The organism is Neisseria leonii (genome assembly GCF_028776105.2).
Classification (GTDB): Bacteria; Pseudomonadota; Gammaproteobacteria; order Burkholderiales; family Neisseriaceae; genus Neisseria; species Neisseria leonii.
In genome coordinates this window covers 1,279,564-1,305,537 of the sequence record NZ_CP145606.1, presented here as the reverse complement: position 1 = coordinate 1,305,537, position 25,974 = coordinate 1,279,564, and the positions used below count along the sequence as shown (strand labels likewise).

22 protein-coding genes are annotated in these 25,974 nt (G+C 58.8%); 5 read left to right on the top strand and 17 right to left on the bottom strand.

The annotated features are described in order from the left end of the window. Positions 1-375 precede the first annotated feature (375 nt). The gene (gene trpC / locus ORY85_RS06245; protein ID WP_274572283.1) at positions 376-1,161 is read right to left on the bottom strand and encodes an indole-3-glycerol phosphate synthase TrpC; all 786 of its coding nucleotides are present in this window, start codon (positions 1,159-1,161) and stop codon (positions 376-378) included. 461 nt (positions 1,162-1,622) lie between these two features. Here trpC and tldD point away from each other — a divergent pair, with 461 nt between their 5' ends. Next, entirely contained in the window at positions 1,623-3,065 is a 1,443-nt protein-coding gene (gene tldD / locus ORY85_RS06240) for a metalloprotease TldD (protein WP_274572281.1), read from the top strand. A 98-nt stretch (positions 3,066-3,163) separates the two neighbouring features. Here tldD and ORY85_RS06235 read toward each other — a convergent pair whose 3' ends face one another. The 8 genes from ORY85_RS06235 to ORY85_RS06200 form a co-directional block, all read right to left on the bottom strand. Then, entirely contained in the window at positions 3,164-3,901 is a 738-nt protein-coding gene (locus tag ORY85_RS06235; protein ID WP_274572280.1) for an ABC transporter ATP-binding protein, read from the bottom strand. 1 nt (position 3,902) lies between these two features. Further along, positions 3,903-4,835 (bottom strand): iron ABC transporter permease, encoded by a 933-nt coding sequence (locus ORY85_RS06230; RefSeq protein ID WP_274572278.1) that lies wholly within the window; start codon positions 4,833-4,835, stop codon positions 3,903-3,905. 13 nt (positions 4,836-4,848) lie between these two features. After that, positions 4,849-5,634 (bottom strand): hemin ABC transporter substrate-binding protein, encoded by a 786-nt coding sequence (locus ORY85_RS06225; protein WP_274572277.1) that lies wholly within the window; start codon positions 5,632-5,634, stop codon positions 4,849-4,851. A 61-nt stretch (positions 5,635-5,695) separates the two neighbouring features. Further along, a complete protein-coding gene (locus ORY85_RS06220; protein ID WP_274572275.1) occupies positions 5,696-6,508 on the bottom strand; it encodes a ChaN family lipoprotein in 813 nt (270 codons plus the stop codon). A 37-nt stretch (positions 6,509-6,545) separates the two neighbouring features. Continuing rightward, positions 6,546-8,846 (bottom strand): TonB-dependent receptor domain-containing protein, encoded by a 2,301-nt coding sequence (locus ORY85_RS06215; RefSeq protein WP_274572274.1) that lies wholly within the window; start codon positions 8,844-8,846, stop codon positions 6,546-6,548. Between the two features lie 158 nt (positions 8,847-9,004). Further along, complete coding sequence (locus tag ORY85_RS06210; RefSeq protein ID WP_274572273.1) at positions 9,005-10,456, bottom strand: surface lipoprotein assembly modifier; 1,452 nt, start codon at positions 10,454-10,456, stop codon at positions 9,005-9,007. A 281-nt stretch (positions 10,457-10,737) separates the two neighbouring features. Next, on the bottom strand, positions 10,738-13,584 hold the full coding sequence (locus tag ORY85_RS06205; RefSeq protein WP_274572272.1) for a lactoferrin/transferrin family TonB-dependent receptor: 2,847 nt from the start codon (positions 13,582-13,584) through the stop codon (positions 10,738-10,740). Positions 13,585-13,608: 24 nt separating this feature from the next. Then, positions 13,609-15,375 (bottom strand): transferrin-binding protein-like solute binding protein, encoded by a 1,767-nt coding sequence (locus ORY85_RS06200; protein ID WP_274572271.1) that lies wholly within the window; start codon positions 15,373-15,375, stop codon positions 13,609-13,611. A gap of 409 nt (positions 15,376-15,784) precedes the next feature. Between ORY85_RS06200 and ORY85_RS06195 the strand changes: the two genes are divergently transcribed. Next, positions 15,785-16,327, top strand: coding sequence for a hypothetical protein (locus tag ORY85_RS06195; protein WP_274572270.1), 543 nt, complete (start codon positions 15,785-15,787; stop codon positions 16,325-16,327). A 402-nt stretch (positions 16,328-16,729) separates the two neighbouring features. On the opposite strand, the gene rplS is transcribed toward ORY85_RS06195, so the two are convergent. The 8 genes from rplS to metF form a co-directional block, all read right to left on the bottom strand. After that, a complete protein-coding gene (gene rplS / locus ORY85_RS06190; RefSeq protein WP_274572269.1) occupies positions 16,730-17,095 on the bottom strand; it encodes a 50S ribosomal protein L19 in 366 nt (121 codons plus the stop codon). Between the two features lie 13 nt (positions 17,096-17,108). Further along, on the bottom strand, positions 17,109-17,858 hold the full coding sequence (gene trmD / locus ORY85_RS06185) for a tRNA (guanosine(37)-N1)-methyltransferase TrmD (protein WP_274572267.1): 750 nt from the start codon (positions 17,856-17,858) through the stop codon (positions 17,109-17,111). Continuing rightward, positions 17,858-18,367, bottom strand: coding sequence for a ribosome maturation factor RimM (rimM, locus tag ORY85_RS06180; RefSeq protein WP_274572266.1), 510 nt, complete (start codon positions 18,365-18,367; stop codon positions 17,858-17,860). Before rimM ends, trmD begins: the two co-directional genes overlap by 1 nt. 4 nt (positions 18,368-18,371) lie before the next feature. After that, positions 18,372-18,620, bottom strand: coding sequence for a 30S ribosomal protein S16 (gene rpsP / locus ORY85_RS06175; protein ID WP_274572264.1), 249 nt, complete (start codon positions 18,618-18,620; stop codon positions 18,372-18,374). Between the two features lie 73 nt (positions 18,621-18,693). Continuing rightward, complete coding sequence (locus ORY85_RS06170) at positions 18,694-19,074, bottom strand: hypothetical protein (protein WP_274572263.1); 381 nt, start codon at positions 19,072-19,074, stop codon at positions 18,694-18,696. Positions 19,075-19,967: 893 nt separating this feature from the next. After that, positions 19,968-21,050: a 3-dehydroquinate synthase gene (gene aroB / locus ORY85_RS06165; RefSeq protein ID WP_274572261.1), complete on the bottom strand. Its 1,083-nt coding sequence runs from the start codon at positions 21,048-21,050 to the stop codon at positions 19,968-19,970. After that, the gene (locus ORY85_RS06160; protein ID WP_274572260.1) at positions 21,051-21,578 is read right to left on the bottom strand and encodes a shikimate kinase; all 528 of its coding nucleotides are present in this window, start codon (positions 21,576-21,578) and stop codon (positions 21,051-21,053) included. 62 nt (positions 21,579-21,640) lie between these two features. Continuing rightward, the gene (gene metF, locus ORY85_RS06155) at positions 21,641-22,480 is read right to left on the bottom strand and encodes a methylenetetrahydrofolate reductase [NAD(P)H] (RefSeq protein WP_274572259.1); all 840 of its coding nucleotides are present in this window, start codon (positions 22,478-22,480) and stop codon (positions 21,641-21,643) included. A 316-nt stretch (positions 22,481-22,796) separates the two neighbouring features. On the opposite strand from metF, the gene ORY85_RS06150 reads away from it, so the two are divergent. The 3 genes from ORY85_RS06150 to ORY85_RS06140 are packed head-to-tail and all read left to right on the top strand — an operon-like array spanning position 22,797 to position 25,882. Next, entirely contained in the window at positions 22,797-24,176 is a 1,380-nt protein-coding gene (locus ORY85_RS06150; RefSeq protein WP_274572258.1) for an MATE family efflux transporter, read from the top strand. Then, positions 24,173-25,207: a UDP-N-acetylmuramate dehydrogenase gene (gene murB / locus ORY85_RS06145; RefSeq protein ID WP_405030323.1), complete on the top strand. Its 1,035-nt coding sequence runs from the start codon at positions 24,173-24,175 to the stop codon at positions 25,205-25,207. The genes ORY85_RS06150 and murB overlap by 4 nt, the downstream gene beginning before the upstream one ends. 21 nt (positions 25,208-25,228) lie before the next feature. Next, on the top strand, positions 25,229-25,882 hold the full coding sequence (locus tag ORY85_RS06140) for a TetR/AcrR family transcriptional regulator (RefSeq protein WP_274572255.1): 654 nt from the start codon (positions 25,229-25,231) through the stop codon (positions 25,880-25,882). Positions 25,883-25,974 lie beyond the last annotated feature (92 nt).

Sequence of the window (25,974 nt, the reverse complement as noted above, 5' to 3'; positions counted from 1 at the left end):
AAATGATAGGCGATTATACCGCAAATCGTCCCGGCCGTCTGAAAGCGGTGCTGCATGAGATAGGTCGGATACTCCGTATCCGACTTGCCAGGCGGTATTGGGTGGGTGAAGTCGGATTCGAGAATCCGACCTACGATTGGGCTGGTGGTCGGGCGCAGGCGGGTGTCCGATATGGTTCGGACAGTATCGGGAAATGGCTGAATTAAAGTACCGAATCTGATCGGCTGTATCATGAAAAGTAGGTCGGATACTCTGTATCCGACATTCCTGACGGTATCGGGCGGATGCAGTCGGATTCGAGAATCCGACCTACGTTTGAGCGGTCAGTTGGACGCAGGCCCGTATCCGACCTACGTTCGGGCGGTTTAACATGGTCTATTCAAACAATTTTCCGACTTCGGCGCAGATGTCGTCGGCGCGCATAAAGGTTTCGCCGATGAGAAAGGTGTGCACGCCGTGGCGGCGCATGAAATCGACATCGGCTTTATCGCGTATGCCGCTTTCGGTAATCACGATGCGGCCGGCCAGATCGGGGAGCAGTTGCAGGGTTTGCTGCAAATCGACTTCAAAGGTGCGCAGGTTGCGGTTGTTCACGCCGTGCAGCGGTGTGGTGAGGTTGCGGCATTTTTCCAGTTCGGCCGCATCGTGCAGTTCGAGCAGGACGGCCATGTCCAAACTGTGCGCTACCTGCTCGAAATGTTCCAGTTCGGTGCGGCTCAGGGCGGCGGCAATCAGCAGGACGGCATCGGCACCCCAGGCACGGGCTTGGTAGATTTGGTATTCGTCAATAATAAAATCTTTGCGCAACACGGGCAGGGAAACGGCTTCGCGTGCCGCTTTGAGATAGTCGGGCGAGCCTTGGAAATAGGGTTCGTCCGTGAGTACGGACAGGCAGGCCGCACCGGCGCGTTCGTAGTCGCGGGCATGTTGTGCCGGTTGGAAGTCGGGGCGGATGAGGCCTTTAGACGGACTGGCTTTTTTGATTTCTGCGATAACGGCGGGCAGGCCGGCGGCGTGTTTGCGCCGCAGGGCATCGGTAAAACCGCGCACCGGCGGGGCGGTTTCGGCCTGACGTTTGAGGGTTTCCAAGGGCAGGGCGGCTTTGGCGGCGGCCACTTCGGCGGCTTTGGTGGTCAGGATTCGGTTGAGAATATCGCTCATGGTGCGTCCGTAAAAAAGAGGCCGTCTGAAAACGAGCGCAGCGAGTTTCTGCGAAGCTAAAACGGCGGTTGGCCGCGTGTTTGGCGGCAGGTGCGGCCGATTATAAAACAGGACGGGGCAATTGATAAGCCGCGCCCCGCTGTCGGAACAGCGGGGCGCGGCTTTGGTTTTGAGTATGAGGGAATCGGAAGGTCAGTCGTATAAGCAGGCTCCGTATATGCGTTAAATAAAAAAGATTTTGGGGTGTTTAATGGCCGACTGAGTAATCGGTAGGCCTATTATAATAAAACGATAATTATTATCAATAGTATCTTTTGAAAATCAGCGAGATTTTTTATAAGCGAATGAATTTAAAATGAATTTATTTTAATGTTTGTTGTTTGGGCAGCAGGGTGGGCAGCGGTACAAAGACGCCGCCAAACTGCCGTATAATGGCAGCCGTTTGAATAGTGGAAAATGTTATGCAGACACATCATGAAACGGTGTGCCGCGATTTGCTGGCGGCCAACGGGCTGGCACCGGACATACTGGCGGGTGCGCTGGCACGCATCGGCAGCCGCCATGTGGATTTTGCCGATATATACTGCCAGCGGACGGCGTTTGAAAGCTGGCATTTGGAAGAAGGGCTGGTGAAGTCGGGCAGCTTCCAGATTGATCAGGGTGTGGGCGTACGGGCGGTGGCCGGTGAGAAAACGGCTTTTGCCTATGCCGACAGCCTGAATGCGGACAGTATTCTGCGTTCGGCCGATACGGTCAAAGCCATCGGCGCGGCAGGCGGCCGGTTTCAGGTGCCGGATACCGCTATTCAGACGGCCTCGGCGGTGCACGGCAGCGGCAATCCGATTCACAGTTTGGATTCGGCGGACAAAGTCGCCCTGCTCAACCGTGTGGAGGCTTTGGCCAAGGCGGCGGATCCGCGCGTAGTGCAGGTGATGGCGGGGCTGACCTGCGAATACGATTTAATCTACATTGCGCGGCTGGACGGCCGCCATGCGGCGGATATCCGTCCGCTGGTGCGTCTGAGCGTCAGCGTGATTGCACAGCAGGGGCAGCGGCGCGAGATGGGGTCGGCGGGTGGCGGCGGCCGTTTTGATTTGGCTTATTTCGATGAGGTGAAATTGCAGGAATATGTGCAGACGGCCGTGCAGCAGGCTTTGGTGAATCTGGAAGCACGCCCCGCGCCGGCGGGTGCGATGACGGTCGTGTTGGGCAGCGGCTGGCCGGGTGTGCTGCTGCACGAGGCGGTGGGGCACGGTTTGGAAGGCGATTTCAACCGCAAAGGCACGAGTGCGTTTGCCGGACGCATCGGGCAGCGGGTGGCGGCCAAGGGCGTTACCGTAGTCGATCAGGGCAATCTGGCCGACCGGCGCGGTTCGCTCAATATCGACGACGAGGGCAACCCCACCGGCCGTACCGTCTTGATTGAAGACGGTATTCTGACCGGCTATCTGCAAGACGAAACCAATGCCCGCCTGATGGGCGTGCCGGTAACGGGCAACGGCCGCCGCGAAAGTTATTCTTCCGCGCCCATGCCGCGCATGACGAATACGTTTATGGAAAACGGACAGTATGACGCGCAGGAAATCATCGCATCGGTGGACCAAGGCATTTACGCGGTCAATTTCGGCGGCGGCCAAGTGGACATCACCAGCGGCAAATTCGTGTTTTCCGCTTCCGAGGCATGGTGGGTGGAAAACGGTAAATTGCAGTATCCGGTGAAAGGGGCGACGATTATCGGCAACGGGCCGGAAGTGTTGAAACACGTGTCCATGATCGGTAACGATACGGCTTTGGACAAAGGCGTGGGCGTGTGCGGTAAAGACGGCCAGAGTGTGCCGGTGGGCGTGGGGCAGCCGACGCTGAAAATCGATGCCGGGTTGATTGTGGGCGGCAGCGAGCATTAGCCGTCCGAAGTCTGGCCGTCCGCGACGGTTGGTAACATCAAGGCCGTCTGAAAACAGATGAAGCGTTTTCAGACGGCCTTTGGCATGTCCCCAATTGCTTATAAGGTTGCGGCCTGAAACCAGGTTTTGCCGTTTGCCCGATAGGCGCATATCGGCCAATCATAGATACGGCTCAGCAGGGCGGTATCCATCACTTGTGCCGTTGCGCCTGATGCGGCCACGCCCCCTTTGTCCATCAGCAGGGCGTGGCTGCTGTAATGGGCGGCCAGATTCAGATCGTGCAGCACCATCACCACGGTGGTGCCCTGTTGCGGCAGCGTTTGCAGGTGGTGCATCAGACGGTGTTGGTAGTGTACGTCGAGATGGTTGGTCGGCTCGTCCAGCATCAGCAGTTCGGGCTGTTGCAGCAGGGCGCGGATAATGGCCGCACGCTGCTGCTCGCCGCCGCTGAGCGTTTCGATGCGTTTGTCTTGCAGCGGTGTCAGGTCAAAGAGATCCAGCAGTGTTTTTAAATCGTTACCGGCGGGCCGTGCCGGGCGGAACCATGCCGGTTGTGCCCGCCCCATCACGACATATTCGGCTACCGTCATCGGCAGGCGGAAATGTTCGTGCTGTCCGACCCAGGCGATTTTGCGCTGTTTCAGGGCGGACTTCATGGGCAGGCCGCACCATTCGGTTTGCGCGTGATAGAGAAACTGTTTGAGCAGCGTGGATTTCCCCGCTCCGTTGGGGCCGATGACAGCGCTGATTTCACGGGCGGGAATGTCGATTCGGCCGACCGACAGAATGGTCCGGTGATGGGCGTGAACCGTGCAGTTTCTGAGCGATAGGGTCATATTAACGCTTCTGTTCCCTGATAATCAGCCATAAAAAGAAAGGGCCGCCGAGAATGGCAATGACGATGCCGACCGGCAGATCCACCGGATAAACCACCCGGCGGGCAAATGTATCGGCTGCCAGCATAAACAGCGATCCGGCCGCTGCCGAGAGTGCGATTAAGCGGGTGCGGCCGCCGCCGACGGTTTGTGCCAGCACATTGGGTACCATCATGCCGACAAAGCCGATAATGCCGCCGAGCGAAACCGCCGCACCGGTCATCAGGGCGGCACCGGTAACGGTCAAGATGCGGGTCAGTCCGATATGGATACCCAGCGTGTGCGCCACTTCGTCGCCCAGCAGCAGATAGTCGAGCCGGCGGCCGCATACGGTCAGAATCACGAAACCGGCCAGCATAATCGCGGCCGCATACAGCGGCGAGATGAATCCCGCTTCGGAGAAACTGCCCGAGAGCCAGGTCATGGCGCTGCGCAGTGCCATGTCGTCTGAAAGGAACAAGACCAGGCTGACCAGTGCACCGCACAGCGCACTGATGACGAAACCCATCACCAGCAGTCCGAGTTTGCCGCCGCCGAAAAGGCGGTGGGCGGCCAGAATAATCATACAGACGGCAAACGCACCGATAAATGCGGCGGCCGGAACGGCCACCGGCCAGCCGAAGGCGATGGCCGATACCACGCCCATGGCCGCCCCGCCCGACGTACCGATGAGGCTGGGATCGGCCAGAGGGTTTTCAAACAATGCCTGCAAGGCGGAACCGCTGGCCGCCAGTGCGGCTCCGGCCAGCAGTGCGGCCGCTATTCTGGGCAGCCGGATCTGCATCAGCACAGGGTCTGCGGCCAGCGGATTGCGCCAGCCGCCTTCGCCGATACCGGCGCAGAACCAGACGAGTAAAACGGCTGCGGCCAGCCATACGGCCAGATATTTTTTCATGCGCGTCCCCGTTTTATTGGGCCAAACCGTGCAGACGGCGCACAATATCGGGGGTGTACAGGCCGTAGCGCATATAGTCGTCGGCAGGCCAGAACAGGACGCGCCGGTTTTGTCCCGCCGGGCTGGCAGCGATTTCGGGGCGTTGCAGGACTTTGGCGGCACCGCCGATACTTTGTTCGTTATGTTTGGCGATAATCACGATATCGGGTTTTGCTTTCAGCCAGCCCTCGCGGGAGAGCGGTTTGAGGCCGTCCACTTGTGCTGCGGCATTGATGCCGCCTGCCAGTCTGATCAGGGTGTCGCCGACGGTGTTTCTGCCTGCCGCATAACGGCCGTCGTAGCTGAGCAAATAACGCTTGCCGGTTTTCGGCATGGGCTGCATGCCGTTTTGGAATGTGCGGGCGAGATTGGCGGCCTGCGGTTCTTTGCCCAGCAGCCTGCCGATGCGCATCAGGCTTTGGCGGTAGTTTTCCGGTGATTCGTCGGTATGGACATTTTCGGCTTTGACACCGGCATTGCGCAGGTGGGTGTAGATACCGTCCGGTTTGGCCAGCCAGCTGCCGATGACGAGATCGGGTTTGCCCGCCAGTATCGGTTCGGCAGAAAGGTTGCGGTAAAAACCGACGGACGGCGTATTGTTGAAGGCGGGGTTGCGGTTGAATTCGTGAATGCCGACGACTTCTTTTTCCGCACCGAGCCGGGCGACAATATCGGCCACATCGGGCGTGAGCACGATAACGCGCTGGGCGGCGGCGGGCAGGCAGGCGGCCAGTAACAGGAGGGAGAGGTATTTTTTCATGGTGTATTTCCTGATGCGGTAGGGTTGGGGCGGCCGGGCCGTCTGAAAACGGCGCGGCCGGTCAGGGGGCGGGATCCAGATACCAGATGTAATCGCCGTGACCGGTATCGATGTCGCTGTCTCGGGTAGTCAGAATCAGTACTTTGGCATCGGATGCCTTGCCCGCATCGCGTAAAAACAGCGGTATGCCCAGCTGTTTGGAGGCATGTATCGATCCGGTCAGCAGCCAGGCGGGTCGGGGTGCGGCAGCCAGATTCTGTGCCATGGTGCTGTCTTTGAACTGCTGCATGGAGACCTTGTCCGTATTGCCCGTGCCGGTATGGTTGGTGCCGATGATCTGCTCCAATGCCTGCCGGACGGCAGGTGCGCCGCTGTATCTGCCGTCGGGAACGAAAGCGGCAGCACGGCGTACATCGTCCCTGCCGGGTGCGGCAGCCAGAACCTTGGCCTGACGGCGCATGATCCATGATACGGTACTGGCGTAATCCGGCCAGTTCCAGGCATGGTTCCACGCCATTTTTTCCGGCAGCCGCCGCTCGCTTGTGCTGCCTCCGTCCAGAAGCCATTGCTGAACGCGCGTGACGTCCCGCTGTTGTGCGGTATCCAGCATTTCCAATAAGACCGAACCCCGGCTGCGCGGTGTTTCGGTTTGCTGCAACAGCCATAACTCGGCTTGGTGGTGGGCGGTTTCATCATGTTTTTCGCCGATAATCACCATCGGGCTTTGTGCCAGTGCCTGTACCAGTGCTTCTGCCGTGATGTCGGTTTGGGCTGCCGTATCGTAAATGCGTCCGGCGGGTACCTGTGCTGCCGCCGCTGCCGACAGCAGGTACAGGATGATGATGCCGGACCATTTTTTCAGGTATGTATTCATGCTGTTGTCCCGATAGCGGGCTGGGGCGGGCACGGATTTAGAATTTCACCGACAGGCCGCCGTAAATGGTCCGCCCCCTGCCGGTGCCGCGGTTGGCATTGCTGTATCCCAAGTTGCCTGTACCCAATGTGCCGCCGCTGAGCGGGTAGTTGTAAACACGGTTGGTCAGATTGTCGATATTCAGAAACAGTTTCAGCTGCTTGGCGGCCTGATAGCTGGCATAGAGGTCGATGATGGTGGGATTGGCGGACAGCTTGGCGGTCGACTGGATGCCGCTCTCGCTGTCCACGCCGCCGGCAATGGTGTCCTTCCCTGTACGGTTCAGGCGTGCGCCGACAATCAGGCGGTTGTCCAGCCAGCGGGAGCCGATGTCCAGCGACCAGACGTTTTCCGGCAGGGTGCGTATATGGGAGAAGCCCATGTCTGCCAAGTAGTCGGAAGGGAAGTTGTTGGTGGTTTTGCTCCAACTCAGATTGATGTAGCCGCGTCCGAAATCATAACCGCCTTCAACTTCCCAGCCGCGCTGGCGGACGGTATCGCGCAGGTTGAGGAAGAGCCCGACCGGTGCGATGCGGTTGCTGCCGCCTGCGTAATCGTCCAAGCTGCAACGGCTGAGACTGTCCTCGCCGCAGATGTAGAGCTGGGTCTGGGTGATGAAGTTTTTGATGCGGTTGTCGAAATAGCCCGCTTTCAGGCGCAGGCTGTCATCCGGTTTGAGCAGGCCGTATTTGAGAATGTTCAGGCCGATGTCGCGGTTCAGGGCCGTTTCGCCTTTCAGGTAGGGATTGACCGAATAGGGGTTGCCCTGCACGTTGTTGGTGTACATAAATTCCTGGACATTGGGGCTGCGGCTGCTGCGGCCGATATTGGCGTACATTTGCAGCCAGTTCAAGGCTTGGTATGCCAGCCCGAATCGCGGATTCAGACGGCCTTCCGTGCGCTTGAAATGAATGTCTCCGCCTTTGGGCAGCACAATTGCGCCGTTGTCGTCGGTCGGCGGCAGGTAGCCCTGTATGCCGTAACGCTGGTAACCGATGCCTGCGGATACCGTCCATTTCCCCGGCTGCCACCGGGCATCGGCAAACAGGCTGTCCGTATTCTGCCTGCCTTCGGCCAGAAGCAGTTTGTTGCTGTAATTACTGCGGTAGCGGGTGCGCATGGTTTTGCCGCCGTAGTCGAGTATCAAGTCGCTGCCTTGGAGATCGAAAAGGCTGCGGTTTTGCAGGGTGAAAGCCCAAGAGGGATTGGCGGTGGTGCGGCCGACATAATCTTCGCTGCTGTTGGTGCCGCGCAGGAATGTCTGCCGCGCATCGGTATAGGAAAGATCTGCACGCAAATCGACCAAGTCGGACAGAGGCGTGTAGCGGTATTTGAGCAGGCCGGTCCGGGTACGCACTTGCAGGGGGCTGTGGTTGTTGGTAAAGCGGGAGCGGCTGCCCATATGGCTGAGTGTCAGTGCATGGTTTTTCCCGATCTGCCATTGCAGTTTGTTGAGTGTGCTGCGCGCGCGCAGGCCGCTTTCCATCGGCAGGTTTTCGTCGAAGCCGTCTGAAGCAATGGTTTCGCCCGCCCCGTTTTTGTAACCCAGCTTCCGTTTTCCGCTGACCGCGCTCAAAAAGCCGATGCTACTGTCTTCATTCAGGCTGTAACGGGCGGCAACGCCCAGCATACCGTTTTTTCCGTAACCGTTGCTGCCTTGGCGGTAAGTGGTCTGCATACCGAAATTGCGGTCTTTGTCGATTAAATCGTCTATGTCGATGGTGCGCAATTCGGCATGGCCTGCCAGCGCATTGATGCCGCCCGCACCGGCGGCCGTTCCCCGTGTCACTTCGATACCTGCGATAAAGTTTTCATCGACATAAGTGGTATTGCCGTTCCAGCCGTGCGCGGGGTTGGTTTGGTAGAAAGTCTGGCTGACACCGTCCACCGTGGTATTGACCCGCCCCAAACCTTCCAAACCGCGGATATTGACGGCAAAACCGCCTTGCCCGATGTCGTGCTGGGTAAACGTACCCGGCAGGGTGCGGATCAGGGTATTGATGTCCTGTCCCAGTTCGTCCTGTCCGTGGCGGCTGACGGCGGCCGGTGTTTCAAACGGTTTGCCGATGTGCCTGCCTTTGACAACCACGGCCGGTAGTTTGACTGGTTCTTTTTGCGTTGTTTTGGCCGGTTTGTCCGGGCCGGTAACGGAGGATTCGGCAAGTGCGGCCGGTATGGCCAGGCACAGTGCGGCTGAGAGTGCAACGGGAGTGTAAAGACGGGTGTTCATGCGGTCGGGATAGTTGGAAAATTCGGAAAACGGAACGGGAAATTGCCGCAATGCCGGCAGGGCAGGCATCTGCGGAGATGCGAATTTTAATATTGGTTAAAAATAAAATCAATAATTATTATCATTATTAAGTTTTGACATGGACGGCGGGTGGGGCGGTACCGCTTCAAAGCGGTCAGCGTCTTCCGGCTTGTCGGAAAAACGAAGGGACGGTCTCTGCCTGTTGTTCAAAACCGCTTGCTGAAATCGACAAATACGCGGTGTTTGGCGTAGCTGTAAAAGCTGTGGTTGCTTTGGACACGGTTGTAACCGTAGGTAAGGCGCGGTGTGATGCCTTTGAAATGGAAAGCTCTGTGCCACACGGCGGCCTGTGCATTCCATTCGCGGTTGCGCTGGGTGATGCCGAACACCGGCATCGGTGCCTGATAGTGTTTTTGGGCGAAACCGAGTGAAACATGTGTGGACAAGCCTTGCTCCCATTCCTGCCCCCAGCCTGCGGTGATGCCTTTGCGGATAAAACTGTCGTCCCGGTCGCGGGTGTCGGTGCGGTTATAGTGGAGATTGGCAAAAAACAGGCGTGTGGCATCGGGCAGATAGTGGATGCCGCCGCTGATCTGGCGGTAGCCGCCGTTGAGGTGTCTGCGGCTGGCGTAACGCAGCTGCATCTGCTCGTAACCTGCGGTGAACTGCCATTGCGGGGACAGCCAGTAGCTGCCTTCCAGCGTAGCCCCGCCGCCCCGGTAAAAGCGTTTGTAGCGGGTTTGTCCCGTACGGCCGCCTGCATACAGCGACTGTTCGGCAAACGGTAGCAGGGCAGCCTGCCATTTGGCATTGCGGAAACCGATGCCGAGGCTGGCGCGGCCGCCCGCATCGTTGTATTTGCGGTTGTCCCAATAGTATTTCCCTTGCGCATGGATCCGCAGTTCGTTGTAAAAGCCGTTGCCCCACGACCATTTCTTGCCCAGATTGAGATTCAGGCCGATGCCTTGGGCGGATTCCGTCTCGGGGGCGTGCCAGTTGCCGTAGCGGGTGCCGGATTTGGGGGCGTTATTGATATTGGGGTCGTTCAGGTAGCTGATGCTGCCGGAAAGCGTCCAACGGTCGCGCCGGGCCAGAGCATCGAGATAGGTATCGGCGATACGCCGTACGTTCGGATCGGGGAGGGTGCGCAGCTTTTGGAACTGGTCTTCGGCGGCTTCTGTCTGGTTGTCTTCAAACAACGCGGCGGCCAATTGCAGGCGGGCGGCGGTCAGCTCGGGCGTTTCGGCCAGCAGGCGGCGGTATTGTGCGATGCCGGCACGCAGATCGCCCTGCTGCCGCGCCAAGACCGCCTGTGCCCACAGGGTAAGCTGCGGGTCGTGATGGGCGGCGGGCAGGGCTTGGTAGAGCGGATAGACCAAATCGACGGCGGTGCGGTTGTTCTGTACCACAGCGGCCATCAGGGCGCGTACCACCAGTTCGGGGCGGCGTGCCAGTTCTTCTTTCGAGATGGCAAGCGTGCGGGTTACCGGCGGCGGTACGGCGGCTGCAGGTTCTGCCGGTGCGGCAGGCGGAGCGGCTGCGGCCGCTGTTACGGCACGTTGATCGTTCAGGCGGTCGGCGATGAGGCTGCTGTCGTCGTCGGCGTAGGCATGACAGGAGAGGGCGGCGGTCAGGGTCAGGGAAAACAGTTTTTTCATGGTTTGGCGGCGGTTTCGGCAGACGGGCTGTACCGGGTTTTCAGACGGCCTGAGGGAGGCCGTCTGAAAAATGTGCTGCGGTCTGGTGCCCGATTCCGGCAGGTGTCCGTTTTGGGGAAAGAAAAGGTATCCGGGTGTCTGTCCGGGCTTTTTTCGGATACGTATCCGGCCTGCGTGCCGTCAGGCCGTCTGAAAAGCCGTGCGGCACGGATTGCAGGCCGACACCCGAACCGCAGCCTGCCGGACAGTGTAGATCCGGCAGGCTGCGGTTTTCAGACGGCCTAGAATTTCATTTGCAGCGACACGGTATAGTTGCGGCCGGGCGCGGCGTAGCGGGCATAATTGCCGACGTTGCGCTGCTGGTGTACGGCACCGGTAGACGACTGGCGCAGTGCTTCCCAGGTTACGTAGCGGTGGTTGAACAGATTATAGACACCGGCGCGCAGGGTGAAATCTTTTTTCAGGTTCACATAGCCGGTCAGATCGACAATCTGCCAACTCCTGCTGGCTTTGCCGGTGGCACTGATGTTGTACTCCCGGCCGCCGTGCGTGGACTTGCCGATCAGCTCGCCGGGGTTTTTGCCTTTCGAGTAAGTCATCATGGCATTCACGCCCCAGCGTTCGCCCGGATCGTGATAGCCCAAGCCGGCAACGTAACGCGAAGGCTGTATGGTATCCAGCAGGTAGGTGTCGATTCGGGTAAAGCCGGGACGGTTGCGGATGCTGTCGGGTTTGACGCGGTTATAGCCCAGTGTGGTATACAGGCCTTCGGGCAGTTTGTTCCAGATGCCGTGCCAGTCGATTTTGCCGATAAGGTTGTAGCCGGTCAGTTTAACGTCCTGTACGTTGTAGTAGGCTTTGTTGGCGGTATTGCCTTCTTTGCGGGCGGCGGCAATCAGGCCGTCGTAACGGTTGCGGAAATGGCTGATTTCCAGCATACCCCAACCGCCTTTGAAGCCGATGCCGATTTCCTGATTGAAGGATTTTTCCGGTTCGGCATCGGTGGGCTGGAACATCGGCTTGCCGTATTGTTTCTGATAAGCTTCGGCATCGGCCTTGGAATAGCCCGGTGTGCGGAAGCCGAACATTTCCTGGAAGCTCGGTACCCGGAATCCGGTGGACGCGCGGTAGGCGAGATTGATATTGGCGGTGGGTTTGACGACCACGCCTGCATTCCACGAGAAGTTTTTGTAGGTTTTGGCGGCTGTCCATTCGTCGTTGGAACGGGTGCGGTAGCGGTCGTAACGCGCGCCGAGGCCGAGTTCCAGATGACGGCCGATTTTCATTTGGTCGCGCAGGGCGATAAATTCGCTGCGGCCGGTAATTTTCCGTTGGCCGCAGTTCCACGAACCTTCGCTTTCGCCGTAGCATTCGTTGGTGCGGATCAGCTCGGTGCCGCCGTTTTGATAGATGTAGGGGTTGTCGGGCGTACCGTTTCCCGCATGGTTTTGGCCGCGTACGTTGCGGTCGAGCAGTGTCCATTTCTGTTTCACATATTCGCTGACATCTTCGCTGCGCGTGAGGGTGGATTGGAAGAAGTCCGCGCCCAGAAGGCCGCTGAATTGGTGTCTGACCGGGCCGGTTTCGGCCGTTTTGTCAAAGTTCAGCTGTGCCAGGCGGTGCTTTTCCTCGTAACGGTTTGTTTCCGAACGGGTGTAGCTCCAAGGTTTGTCCGGCGCGGCCCGGCAATTTTTGTCCACAGTGGGATAAGGTGCGCAGTTGAGCGTTTTCAGGCGGCTGTCCAAGCCGATTTTCTGTTCGTCGTATGAGAGCGAGAGACTGTCTGCCGCGCCGTTCGGCGTGAAGCGGTATACCAGGCCTTTGCGTGATTTTCGGTGCCGTTCGTCGAAAAACTGGCTGCGCGACCAGCCCAGCCCGGCCGAAGCGTCTTGGGCGGGGTTCGCCCCGAAAGTCAGCCCTTCGCCGAGATTTTGGCCGGAGTAAATGCCTTTGCCGTCCAATGTTTTGATGTTTTTGCGGTCTGCACCCAGATAATAGGCGGGTACGCTCATATCGCGGATGTCGTAATTTTGTGCGGTCTGCTCGAATACGCCGCCCAGATAGTGTTCGGGTGAGAAACGGTAGCCGAGTTTGGTCAGCCACGAGCCGGTACGGTAGTCCATCGGATTGGGCAGCACGCGGTCGGGGCCGGTATAGTCTTTGGCGTTTACTTTTTCAACGGGGTGCACCAGCCGTTTGGCTTCGGCTTGCTCTTCGGGGGTGTAGGGGTCGTAGCCGTTTTGCGTGCGGTCGTAGCGGAAATGGCTTTCGGTGGCGGCGGCAATCGGTTTGGGCGCGCAGTTCAAAGTCGGGCATTCGTCCTGCAAAACAAACCAACTGCTGTGTTTCCGGTTGGCATCGCCCAGAAAGTCGTATTCGCCTGCAAATGCACCCAAGCGGGTAATTTCATAGCGGGTACTTTTGTCCGCATCTTTGTGTACCTGTGTTTCCCCGCCCTTACGTCGGGTGTACTGCACCATCGCCTCCAAGCCGTTTTTACGGGCGGCAAAGCCGAGTGATTGGGTGAGTTGGCGGTTTTTGGAACTGTATGCGGTTTTGCTGTTCAACCCCCAGTCTTTGCCGTCGGGCAGCAGGTCATCGACTTCTTTGGTGCGGAAGCCCACCGCGCCGCCCAATGCGCCGTTGCCGTATTCGGCGGAGCTGGCACCTTTGCTCAATTCGATGGCGCGTACGTTTTCATATTCGATTTCGTTAATCGCGCCGCTGCCGCTGTTCACACCTTGGATAGAGTAGGACTGAATCTGCGGCAGGTTGTCCACCGACAGGGAGATGCGGTTGCGGTCCACGCCGCGTATCGAATAGCCCGAGCTGGCGCCGCGTCCCTGTTCGACGACGGAAATGCCCGGATCGTAGCGGGTCAGGTCGCGGATATTGAGTACCTGTTCCTGATTGATGGCATCGGTGGTTTTCACGATTTTGCCCAAGCCTGTGATTTCATTGCTGCGGCGCGTGGCACGCTTCTGTCCTTTGACGACCACGTCTTGCAGCTGTACTGTATTTCCGGCTTCGGGGACGGCGGGGCTGTCTGCCCATGCCGTCTGAACCAGCAGGCCGGACAGGGCGATGCAGACGGCCTTGACTTTAAAATTCGGGTGATGGCGATACATCGACGCTTTCCTTTCCATCATCTGTTATTCGTTGTTTTTGACTTGGCGTTTCGCACCGAAGACGACGCCGAATTGGGTGTCCGGATTGCTGTGTCCGTAGCCCGAACGGCTGCCGGAAAACGCACCGCCCAATTCTTGGGCTTGGTCGCCGTAGAAGCCGCCGCTCACAGCGGCTTTGAGGTGGACGGTTTTGGGATCGTTGGCGTTTTGCGGGTCGAGACTGAAACCTCTGTCCCCGGTTTTGGCCGTGCCGGTAAAGCCGTTGCCGCTGATGGTGCCGTTAATGAGAAAGGCGGGGGTGAGACGTTCGGCCGCCATCAGTTCGCCGACAATGGTTTTATTGCCGAAATCGACATGGAATTTTGCCCGGTTTCCGCTGTCTGCATTGTTGTCGGCAGCGGCCGCCCATTCAGACGGCCCGGAAATAAATGCGCTCCATGTGCCGCGGTAGAAAGCCTGCCCGTCCTGCGGCATAGCGGCGGCGGGCGTACGCTCGCCCTGCAGGAACAGTTGCTGCATCTCTCCTTGCCGGGACAGTATACCGAAGCGCACATTGTCCAGATTGCGGCAGCAGATTTCCGCTGTGGTGCCGTTATTGCCGGTGGTCATGACAAAACCCTTGACATCGGCCGGATAGAGCGGAATGGTTCGGCCGTCAACCAGCAGGGCGGTAACATCGCCGAAAGTAGTCAGATTCTGCGGTGCGTCCTGCGGATTCTGTTTGTCGATGATTTTGGCATCAAATACGGTCTCGGCAGGCAGGGGGTTATCCTGTTTGGCGGCAAAAACGGCAAACAGGCTGTCGTCGTCGGCCAGGAATTTGCCTGCCAGCTCCTGTGCTTTATCGCCGTAGAAACCGCCTTCGAGCAGTGATGAGTCGCTGGCAAACAGGCGCGTATCGTCCGGCAGGTGTTTGGCTTTTCCTCTGAAACGGTTGCCGGCAATATCGGCTTCGATGGTATAGCGGGTTTTTTCGGGTGCATTTTGTGCATTACTGGTGACCAAGGTTTCTTTGAGGGTGCCGGTCAGTTTTTTCGCAGCAAAGTCAGCTTGAAATTCGCTGTCGTAACTTTTGACGAAGCTGCCCGTATCGTCGTTGGACAGCAGGCCGTACCGATTCCCTGCAAATTGATCGTTTGTGCCGTATAGGCGGCCGTTGCGTCCCTGCTTGGTATCAGTAACGTAATGCCAGTTGCCTCTGTATGTGGCGGTTTGGCCGACAGGCAGGGCGGTGGCGGGCGTTTGGCCTTGATAGTACACATAGCCTTTGAAGCCGGTTCGGGCGGAAATGATCGGGCCGTTACCGTCTTTTCTGATCATTTCCAGACCGGCATCGGAATAGGCAAAACCGGCATGGACAAATTGGAAGCCGCTGTTTTTCTTTGATGTGATGACGCGGTGCGGCCTGGTTGGATTTCTCAGGTTTTCGGTAATTTTTTCTTCGTGCGGCACGGTGCCGGTGGTGCCGGAGATGGCTTGGACGTTATCTGCGTTCAGTTTCAGGTAAGGTTCCGCATCCGAACCGTCGGGAATTCTGTTGCCGTTTTGATCGAGTTTGGACCAGTTGCGGCGCGGAATCGGCATGGAGTAGCCGAGTGCGGGCTGCATGATGCCTTCCACCTGCTGCGGTGTCTGGTGCGGGCGGCTTTCCGCATCTTTCCATTCTTTCGGTGCGGGCGGCGGGTCGTTATTGACAGAAATGTTTTGGGTATCGAAGCTGCCGCCGCCGGCGCAGGCGGCAAGCAGCAGGGAAATCAGCAGCGCGGAGCTGCGTTTGGCCGGGAAAGGCATCAGGTTCTCCTTGAAGACGGTCGGCGCACAGCAGGGTGTGCGGCCGGTCGTGAAAGATGGAAGGAATGGCGGAAAACTGCGGGCAGGCCGTCTGAAACGACACATGCCGTCTGCGGGCGTTTAGACGGGAATCAGAAAACAGGGTGCGGCATCAGGCAGATGCGGGGCGTGGGATAACATAACCGTCAAACATTATTGATAATAATTACCAATTATAACACATGTTTAAATTTTGTAAATGGTTTTGGCTTTTATTTATGTTTTCCGGTTGTCCGATGCCGGGTAAACCGCACATCTTTGCAGTGTGGCGGGAAATTACGGTTATAATGTGCGGGTAACACCGTTTGCGGGCCGTCTGAAACAGACGGCCCGCATATGGACAGAGAATAATGGTTTAAGGAGTGATGCGATGAAGATTTTTGAAAAAACGGTTTTGGCCTGTGCGGCGGTGCTGGCTTTGGCTGCATGTGGCAGTACCGGTGCTTCGGGCAAGGGCGGCGGTGCGGGTGCATCTTCTGCGCCGGGCCGGTCTGCCGTGGCGGATTCGGGTGCCTGCAAATTGCAGCGCGACAATGAAGGTGCGGGCAAAAATATGGTGTTCCGTTGCAATATTGCCGCTGTGCTGAAAACGGCCGAAGCGCAATCTGCTTTGAGCAATAATGTACCGGTCAGCTTCGGCGGCAGCGGCGAGCTGCGCACCAATGCCGCGGCACGTTCTTTCGGCCGCGATGAGGCGAAAAGCTGCGAGCGCGCCATTATCAACGGGGTGAACAATTTGCAGAATCCGCGCCGGGCGCGGGGGACAGTGCGCCGTGTCAATCATGTGGGCAGTTATGCCGCCGGCAACAACGGCCGCTTTGATTCCGGCCGCATGGCACCGGCCGGTTATGCCGACTGTATTGTGGCGACTTTCCAAAGCCGTACGGTGATGCGTGGTACGCCGCAGTATTGATGCGGGTCGTGATCAATAACGCTGCAACGGGAGGTTGCAGCGTTTTTTGTTGCAGACGGCGTTCAGACGGCCTGCAAGCGGCTGTCTGGCTGCGGGGTAGGACGCGCGGCCGGAGTGGTTGTATGAAAAGGCTGGTGTGCAGAATGCAGGCAGAGTCGATGCTTGATGCTGGACGGCCGAACGTGTCGGCTGGGAGTGTCCGGGAGGCGGTGTGCTGCGGTGTCTGTATATCGGCTGCGCAAGTTCAGTCGGGCCGTTTGAATGTAGATCGGTTATGGATATCGATTTGAACCGTCTGATACAGATAGTGGGCGCGGACGGAAAAAGGATTGGCGGCGGAATGCAAAAAAACACCCGAAACTTGTCCGTCCGGGTGGTTTTCCGGTGTGGCTGTACGACCGATCAGCCTTTGCGTGCGGGCAGTTTTTCTTTGATGCGTGCCGCTTTGCCGGTCAGACCGCGCAGGTAGTACAGTTTGGCACGGCGTACATCGCCGCGGCGTTTGACTTCGATTTTTTCGACGCGCGGAGAGTAAATCGGGAAAGTACGCTCGACGCCTTCGCCGTTGGAGATTTTGCGGACGATGACGTTGCTGTTCAGGCCGCGGTTTTTACGCGCAATCACGACGCCTTCGTAAGCTTGCAGACGGGTGCGGCTGCCTTCGACTACGCGCGCCCATACGACAACGGTGTCGCCCGGGGCAAATTCGGGGATTTCTTTGTTCAGGCGGGCAATTTCTTCTTGCTCGAGTTGTTGGATCAAGTTCATTTTTTTTCCTAAGTTATGATGGGAATGCCTGTTGCTCTTGTTCGATTTCGGCCAAGAGGCGGGCTTCCTGTGGGATTAAGGTACGGCCGGCCAGTAAATCCGGCCGCCGCGCCAAGGTGCGCGAGAGCGATTGTTTCAACCGCCATTGCGCAATCAAGCCATGATGTCCCGAGCGTAACACTTCGGGAACGCCCATGCCTTGAAATTCTAAGGGTTTGGTATAGTGGGGGCAGTCCAGCAGGCCGTCTGAAAACGAATCCTGTTCGGCAGACTGCATATCGCCCAATACGCCCGGCACCAGCCGCAAAACGGCATCCATCAGCATCATGGCGGGCAGTTCGCCGCCGGAGACGACAAAGTCGCCGATGCCGATTTCTTCATCTACGCTGTGCTGCAACAGGCGTTCATCTATGCCTTCGTAGCGGCCGCACAGCAGAATCAGGTTGTCGGTTTGAGCCAGTTCGGCCGCCCGACTGTGGGTCAGCGGCCGCCCCTGCGGGCTTAAATAAACCACGTGTGCCGCACCGCCTGCGGCCTGTTTGGCTTGTTCGATGGCGGCATGAAGCGGCGGTGCCATCATAATCATGCCGGGGCCGCCGCCGAAAGGGCGGTCGTCGATATAGCCCAATTTGTTGTCGGCAAACTGTCGCGGATTGACGGTGCCGAACCGCCACAATCCCTGTTTGAGTGCCCGTCCGGTGACGCCGTATTCGGTGATGGCGGCGAACATTTCGGGAAACAGGGTAACGGCCTGAATGTGCATCAGTAGTCCAAGCCCCAGTCGGCGGTAATCGTGCGTGTTTGCTGATCCACGCTGTCGATAAAGTGGGCGACAAACGGTATCAGTTTGCTGCCGTGGCTGCCTTCGATAACGAGAATGTCGTGCGCGCCGGTCGCCATCAGGTTTTTGACGCTGCCGAGGGCTTCGCCGCTGCGGTTAATCACGGTCATGCCGACCAGATCCGCCCAGTAGTATTCGTCATCTTCGGCGGGGGCAAAATCGCTGCGGGCGATTTCGATGGTATGGCCGCGCAGGGCAAATGCGCTGTCGCGGTCGTCAATGCCTTCGAATTTGACGTGCAGTTCGCCGCTGTTGAGTTTGCCTGCTTCGACGGTCAGGGTCTGTACGCGGCCGTCTTTGACCAAACGCCACTCGGGGTAATCCAGCAGGCTGTCGGTGTATTCGGTGTCGGCCGAGATTTTCACCCAGCCTTTGATGCCGAATACGCCTTTGACGTAGCCCATGGCTACCCATTGTGTGCGGCTGTCCATGGGTTTAGGCGGCGGCTTTCTGCTCTTTGACCAGTTTGGCAACGGCATCGCTCACTTGCGCGCCTTGGCCGATCCAGTGGTTCAGGCGGTCGGCATCCAGGCGGACACGTTCCTGTTTTTCGTTGGCAACAGGATTGTAGAAACCCACGCGCTCGATGAAGCGGCCGTCGCGGCGGTTGCGGCTGTCGGTTACGACGATGTTGTAAAACGGGCGTTTTTTAGAGCCGCCGCGGGCTAAACGGATAACTACCATGTGATTGATTCCTTAAATACGGAGATATAGAAAACCGCTAATTTTAGAGTAATTTAAACCATGCTGGCAAGTATTAGTTGCGGGCGGGGCATTTTTTAGGCCGGACGGGACGGATTTGGCGGCAGATTTGCGACAGTCGGTATACGGTTATGGGCGGCAGGTTGGAGGGAAAATCCCGGATTCTGCACCAGTTTGGATCATGGCGGATTGTCGGACAGGAGTTCGGCCGGCAGGTTTTCGCAGGCAGCGGCCGGTGCAGGGCGGCGGTCAGGTTGCCGCTGTGCCGGTTGTCGGCAGAAGCAGGAAGGGCGGCTTGGGGCGGCGGTTTTTCACGGCCTGCGGTGTCGATCAAAAGCGTGCGGCAGTGTTCGCCGGCCAGCAGGCGGGCGGCATGGTCGCGTACGGCCAGTGCGCCGTTTTCAGACGGCCATTCGTCTTGGGCGGTATCCGGCAACAGGGCGGCGGAGCCTGCCGTTTTCGCAAGGAGTCAGAATATGCAGGCCTGCGGCACACTGTTTTTTTCGGGTTGTAGGCGGCACGGACGGTGGTGCGCAGCTCCTGCGGTGTGTTGCAGCAGGGATTTTCGGCGGACGGCAGGGTGTTGTGGGTGGTGCAGGGTGGCGGTTTTGCGTTTGGCTGCTTGGCACGGTGCGCTTAAAAATGGAACCGTCGGTCTGCATACTGTGTCCGACGAGCAGGATTTGTACGCTGCGACTTTCTTGGAAACAGCCGATTAGGCGGACGGTTTGCCGGTTGCAGACAGTCAGGTTGATGTGGTTGGCAAAGCCGACGGGCAGGCCGCCGAGGTGGTGCAGTACGTCGGCGGTGGACGAGGGATAGTGGCCGATCAGGGCGATTTTTCCCGTTGGGGAAAGGTGCGGGCCGACAGCCCGGTTTTCGGCGGGGCTGTCTGCGCCGTACGCAATCAGACGGCCTTCGGAGACTGCGTCTTGTCGGGTAAGGGATTCGGTCAGGTCGGGCGGGGTGTCGGGGCGCAGGATAACGGTGTGGCGTACGCGTTTGCTGCGGCAGGCTGCCGTCGGTGTCCGGCGGGGTGAGCATCAGGCCGCAGTCGATGATATGGGGGATTTTGTCGATATGGGTGAAAGCGTTGAGTCCGGCGACAGTTTTGTGTTTGGGATTGACGGGATACAGTATGTTGGCGGACGGGGCAGCGCGGAGAAAATGCGTTTGCCGGAACTGCCCGGCCGCCGGCGGGTACCGATGACGGCGGTGTGTGCGGGGTGGGGCAGACGTTGCGGCGGGTGGGCATTCATGACGGCTCCCGAAAGGTCGGGGGGCAGGCTGTTCAGACGGCCTGCTGCAGTCTGAATATCTGTTTACGCGTTACGGCAGATACGGGGCGAGTGTGCGGTGCAGAAGGGTGTGGTCGGTGATGTCGTCGATGACGGCGCGGCCCAATTGTTCCAGGCCGATAAAGCGCATCACGCCGTTGCTGACTTTTTTGTCGTGCCGCATGTGGGCGAGCCAGTGGTCAAACGGGAAGCGCGGCGGTTCGACGGGCAGGCCGGCGCGTGCCAGCAGTGCGGTGATGCGCGCGACATCGCTGCTGTTCAGACGGCCGGTTTCGACGGACAGGCGTGCGGCCAGAACCATGCCTGCGGCCACGGCTTCTCCGTGCAGCCAGTTGCCGTAGCCCATTTCGGCTTCGATGGCGTGGCCGAAGGTGTGGCCGAGATTGAGCCAGGCGCGGATGCCGCGTTCGGTTTCGTCGGCGGCGACAATGTCGGCTTTCATGCGGCAGCAGTGGTAAACGGCCTGTGCCAGAATGTCGGGTTCCTGTGCCATCAGTCTGTCTATGTGGTTTTCCAGCCACAGCAGAAATCCGGCATCGCCCAGCAGCGCGTATTTGATGACTTCGGCCATGCCGGCGGAAAATTCGCGTGCGGGCAGGGTGGCGAGGGTGTCCAGATCGGCCAGTACGGCCTGCGGCTGGTAGAATGCGCCGATCATGTTTTTGCCCAAGGGGTGATTGATGGCGGTTTTGCCGCCGACGGACGAATCGACCTGGCTTAGCAGGGTGGTGGGCATTTGGATAAACGGCGCGCCGCGCTGGTAGCAGGCGGCGGCAAAGCCGGTGATGTCGCCGATGACGCCGCCGCCCAAGGCAATCAGGGTAGTGTTGCGTTCGGCTTCGGCCTGCATCAGGCCGTCGAAAATGCGGTTGAGTGAGTGCCAGTCTTTATATTGTTCGCCGTCTTCGAGGATGATGGTGAAGTGGGCGGTGCCGGTTTCGTCGAGGGCGGCGCGCAGGCGCGGGGCGTAGAGCGGTTCGATGGTGGTGTTGGTAATGATGGCGGCACGGCGTGTGGTGTGGGCGGCAAGCAGTTGCGCCAGTTGTCCGCTCAGGCCGCTGCCGATGTAGATGGGGTAGCGGTGGGACGGGGTATCGACGGTCAGGGTGCGCATTCAGACGGCCTTATGGTTGTGCAGAAGGTTGAGAATGTGCTGCACGGTTTTGGTGCAGCTCGGGTTGTCGGCTTCGACAATGTGGGCGGCGGTGCGGCGGTAAACCGGATCGCGCAAATCGTAGAGTTCTTGCAGTTTGGCCAAGGGATCGGCCACTTGCAGCAGCGGGCGGTTTTTGTCGGCGCGGGTGCGTTCGAGCAGGACGGGCGGGCGGGCGTGCAGGTAGATGACGGTGCCGCGTCCGCTCAGGCAGCGGCGGTTGGCTTCGCGCATGGGTGCACCGCCGCCGGTGGCCAAAACAATGCCGTTCAGACGGCTTAAATGGTCGATGGTGTTTTCTTCACGCCGTCTGAAACCGTCTTCGCCTTCCAATTCGAAGATGGTGGGAATGGAAACGCCGGTGCGCTCGCAGATGACGTGGTCGCTGTCGTAAAACGGGCGGCCGAGCTGCTGGGCGAGCTGTTTGCCGACGGTGGTTTTCCCCGCGCCCATCAGGCCGATGAGAAAAATGTTCTGTTGTGCATTCATGGGCGGATTTTAACCGAAAAAAACGGATAGGGCGGGCTTTTTCAGACGGCCTCTATGCGGGGTCAGTAGCCCAGCCGCTGACAGATGGTGGAAACCAGTCCGGCCTGATTGAGGGTGTAAAAATGCAGGCCGGGCGCGCCTTCGCGCAGCAGGCGTTCGCACATTTCGGTTACCACGTCCAGCGCGAGGGCTTTGATGGCGGCGGTGTCGTCGGCATAAGACTGCAATTTCAGGCGCAGCCAGCGCGGAATTTCGGCACCGCAGGTATCGGAGAAGCGCGCCAGTTTGGAGAAGCTGGCAATCGGCATGATGCCGGGGACGATCGGAATGTCCACGCCGCGCCCCTGTACGTCGTCCACAAAACGGAAGTAGGCATCGGCGTTGTAGAAATATTGGGTGATGGCCGAGTCGGCACCGGCTTTGGCTTTGCGCACGAAGTTGTTGATGTCGTCTTCCGCGCTGCGCGCCTGCGGGTGGTATTCGGGGTAGGCGGCGATTTCGATGTGGAAGTGGCTGCCGTAGGTGTGTTTAATCAGCTCGACCAGTTCGTTGGCATAACGCAGGCCGGTCATGCCTGCGCCGACGCCGGACGGTATGTCGCCGCGCAGGGCGACGATGTGGCGCACGCCCAGGGCTTTGTAGGTATCGAGCAGCTCAACGATTTCCTGCGGGGTTTGACCGACGCAGGGCAGGTGCGGTGCAGCGGGCGTGCCTTCGTTCAAAATGTCGGTAATGGTTTGCAGGGTGCCGTCTTTGGTGGAGCCGCCCGCGCCGGAGGTGCAGGAGAAGAAGTCGGGGGCGAACTGGCGCAGCTGTTTGCGGGTGGTAACCTGTTTGGCGCGGCCTTCGGGCGTGCGCGTGGGGAAGAATTCAAAGCTGAGTTTTTGGGGGTGGCCGGTCATGTTTTTTCCTTGTATGGGGTAAAGCCGTTCGGTACAGTTTGAGATTATGCGCTCGGTGCGGCGAAATCAAGGCTAAATTGGGTGGTGCGGCTTGAAATTTTTCCCGAATCAAGATGAATGAAATTTGTGCTGCCCGATTCGGATTGGGAACAGATTGGGCAAACGCGGCCGCTGCGGCGGGCAAAATGTCCGCGCTTTTGCGGGGAATTTGTTAGAATCCGCAGTTTGACGGTATGCCGCAGGAAATAATACGGCAGGCCGTCTGAAAAGACAGTTATGGTTTTCAGACGGCCCCGGGGCGGATTGACGGTGTTTTATGTTATTGAGTATCAACCGGTATGCTTGGCCGGTGTTCCGTAAAGAATGTTCGGCATTGGCCGTTTTGGCTCTGCCGATGATGCTGGCGCAGATGGCCACGGTGGGTGTGGGTCTGGTCGATACGGCGATGGCGGGGGCGGCCGGTAAGGACGATTTGGCGGCGGTGGCCTTGGGGTCGTCGGCGATGAGCCTGGTGCTGATTACGCTGATCGGTGTGATGACGGCACTCAATCCGATGATTGCGCAGCTTTTCGGTGCCGGGAAGACCGAAGCGGTCGGCCGTTTGGGGCGGCAGGGTTTGTGGTTCGGTCTGATGGTCGGGACGGCGGGCATGGTGCTTTTGCTGGCGGCGGTACGTCCGCTGATGTGGTATCTCGATTTGGGCGGCGCGGTAGAATCGATGCTGGCGCAGTATCTGGTGTTTGCCGCACTCGGTATGCCCGCGGCCATGCTGCACCGCGCCCTGCACGCTTATGTGTCGAGTCTGAACAAACCCAAAGCGGTGATGTGGATCAGTTGGGCGGCGCTGTTTCTGAATATCCCGCTCAATTATGTGTTTGTGTACGGCCGGTTCGGCCTGCCTGCTTTGGGCGGTGCGGGCTGCGGTTTGGCTACCATGCTGGTGTTTTGGTTCAATGCGGCCGCGTTGTGGCTGTATGTGAAGAAAAACCGCTATTTTGTACCGTTCGGCCTGACCGGCGGGTTCAGCAGGCCCGATAAGGCGGCTTTGAAACAGATTTGGCGGTTGGGTTGGCCGATCGGGGCATCGTATTTTCTGGAAGTGAGCCTGTTTTCGCTGATTGTGTTCCTGGTGGCGAAATTCGGCGCGGACAGTGTGGCCGCACAGCAGATTGTCATCAGTATCACGAGTGTGGTTTATATGATTCCGCAGGCACTCGGTGCGGCGGCTACGGTGCGGGTGGGTTATGCGCTCGGGCGCGGCAGGCGGCAGCAGGCACGCTATATTTCGGGTGTGGCGGTGGTGTCGGGCATGGTGTTGGCGGTGTGCACGATGCTGTTTCTGATATTGGCGCGCGAACCTCTGGCGGCGGCGTTTACCCCCGATGCGGACGTGCGCGCGCTGGCTGCGTCGGTGCTGCTGCTGGCGGCATGGTTCCAGTTTTTCGATTTTGGCCAGTGCATTGCCTCTTACGCACTGCGCGGCTATAAAATCACCAAAGCACCGATGCTGGTGCATGCGGCGGCATTCTGGGGCATGGGGCTGCTGCCGGGTTATTATTTTGCCAACGGGTTTCAGATGGGGATTTTCGGTTTTTGGACGGCGTTGATACTGTCGCTGGCCGCCGCATCGGGGCTGTTGTTGTGGCTGTTGGAGCGGCACAGCGGGCGCGTGGCGCGGGAAAGAGGATTGGTGTGATGGATATTCGGCAAGATGTGGATTTGCGGGGATACCATACGTTTGGCCTGCCGGCGCGCGCCAAATGGTTTTATGCGCTGAAAGATGTCCGTCATTTGCCCGATTTGGCGGACTGTCCGCAGTTCGATCCGCAAAGTGTGCTGTGGTTGGGCGGCGGCAGCAATGTGCTGTTTGACGGCGATTATCCGGCCTTGGTGGTACGCTTGGAGAATAAGGGTGTTCAGGAAGTCGGGCGCGAAAACGGCCGGGTGTGGCTGGACGTGCAGGCGGGCGAAGTGTGGCACGATTTTGTGCGGTTGACTTTGGATCGGGGGTTGAGCGGTTTGGAAAATCTCAGCCTGATTCCGGGGACGGTGGGCGCGGCACCGGTGCAGAACATCGGCGCGTACGGCGTGGAAGTGAAAGACCGTATCGACTCGGTGTACTGTTACGACTGGGAAGCGCGCGCATTTGTGCGGCTGAGCAACGAAGACTGCCGTTTTGCCTACCGCGAGAGCCTGTTCAAGCAGGCGGGCAAAGGGCGTTATGTGATTGTGTCGGTGCGGTTTGTGTTGAACGAAAGTTTCCGGCCGAATGTGCAGTACGGCGATTTGGCTCAGGTGCTGGCAGAATCGTGCGGCGGCCGCAGCCCCACGGCCAAAGACGTATCCGATGCCGTCTGCCGTATCCGTATGCGGAAACTGCCCGATCCGGCCGTGTTGGGCAATGCGGGCAGTTTCTTTAAAAATCCGGTCGTGGCGGCAGAGCAGGCAGGCCGTCTGCTGGCGGCGTATCCGGCCATGCCGCATTATCCGCAGGCCGACGGAGCGGTGAAACTGGCGGCCGGTTGGCTGATCGACCGGTGCGGCCTGAAAGGTTTTGCCGTGGGCGGTGCGGCGGTGCACGACAGGCAGGCCTTGGTGCTGGTGAACCGTGGCGGCGCAACGGCGGCCGATGTGCGTGCGCTGGCGGCGGAAATCTGCCGCCGGGTGGCGCGGCAGTTTGATGTGGTGCTGTACCCCGAGCCGGTATGGCTGCCGGTGCATGGCTGATGAAACCATAAGGAGAGAAAGATGGCGAAAGAAACCCGACCGAATACCTACGCGCGGATTGTGGAAGCCAGTTTGGTTCTGTTCAACGAAGAGGGCGAGCGCAATATCAGCACCAACCATATCGCCGCCCATTTGGGCATCAGTCCGGGCAATCTGTATTACCACTTCCGCAATAAAGACGAAATCATTTTGCAGCTGCACCAGCAGTACAGCAGCCGCATGATGGCGTGGATACGCGGTGCCGAGCTGCCCAAAAGCATCGATATGGTGGTGGAACATTTAACCGGCGTATTCGATATTATGTGGGATTACCGCTTTTTGTTCAGCGACATGAATTCGCTGCTGTCGCGCAGTGCCGAACTGTTGGGCGACCACAATGAATTTACCCGTGCCAAAGCCTCGCCGCGCGTGCTGCATTATCTGGAAACGCTGGTCGGTCAGGGGCTGTTGCAGGCAAGCCGTGAAGATTTGCAGAGTCTTGCATTAAATCTGTGGATTATCACGAAATACTGGTTTGATTTCCACGGCTCGGTGCGCGGGCGCGACAAGTTGGGTGCGGAGTCGAAACAGTTGGGCGTGCTGCGGGATCTCAGCCTGTTGCGCCCCTATGTTGCGGCGGAACACCGCGAGGCTTTGGAGGCGGCTGTGGCCAGGTTGATGCCCGTCCGCAGCTGAGGGCGGTATCCGTTGCCAGGGCAAAAGGCAGGCTGTGTCTGCCTTTTACCGTTTTCCCGATCCGTGACCGACTTCCTTTTTCAGACGGCCTG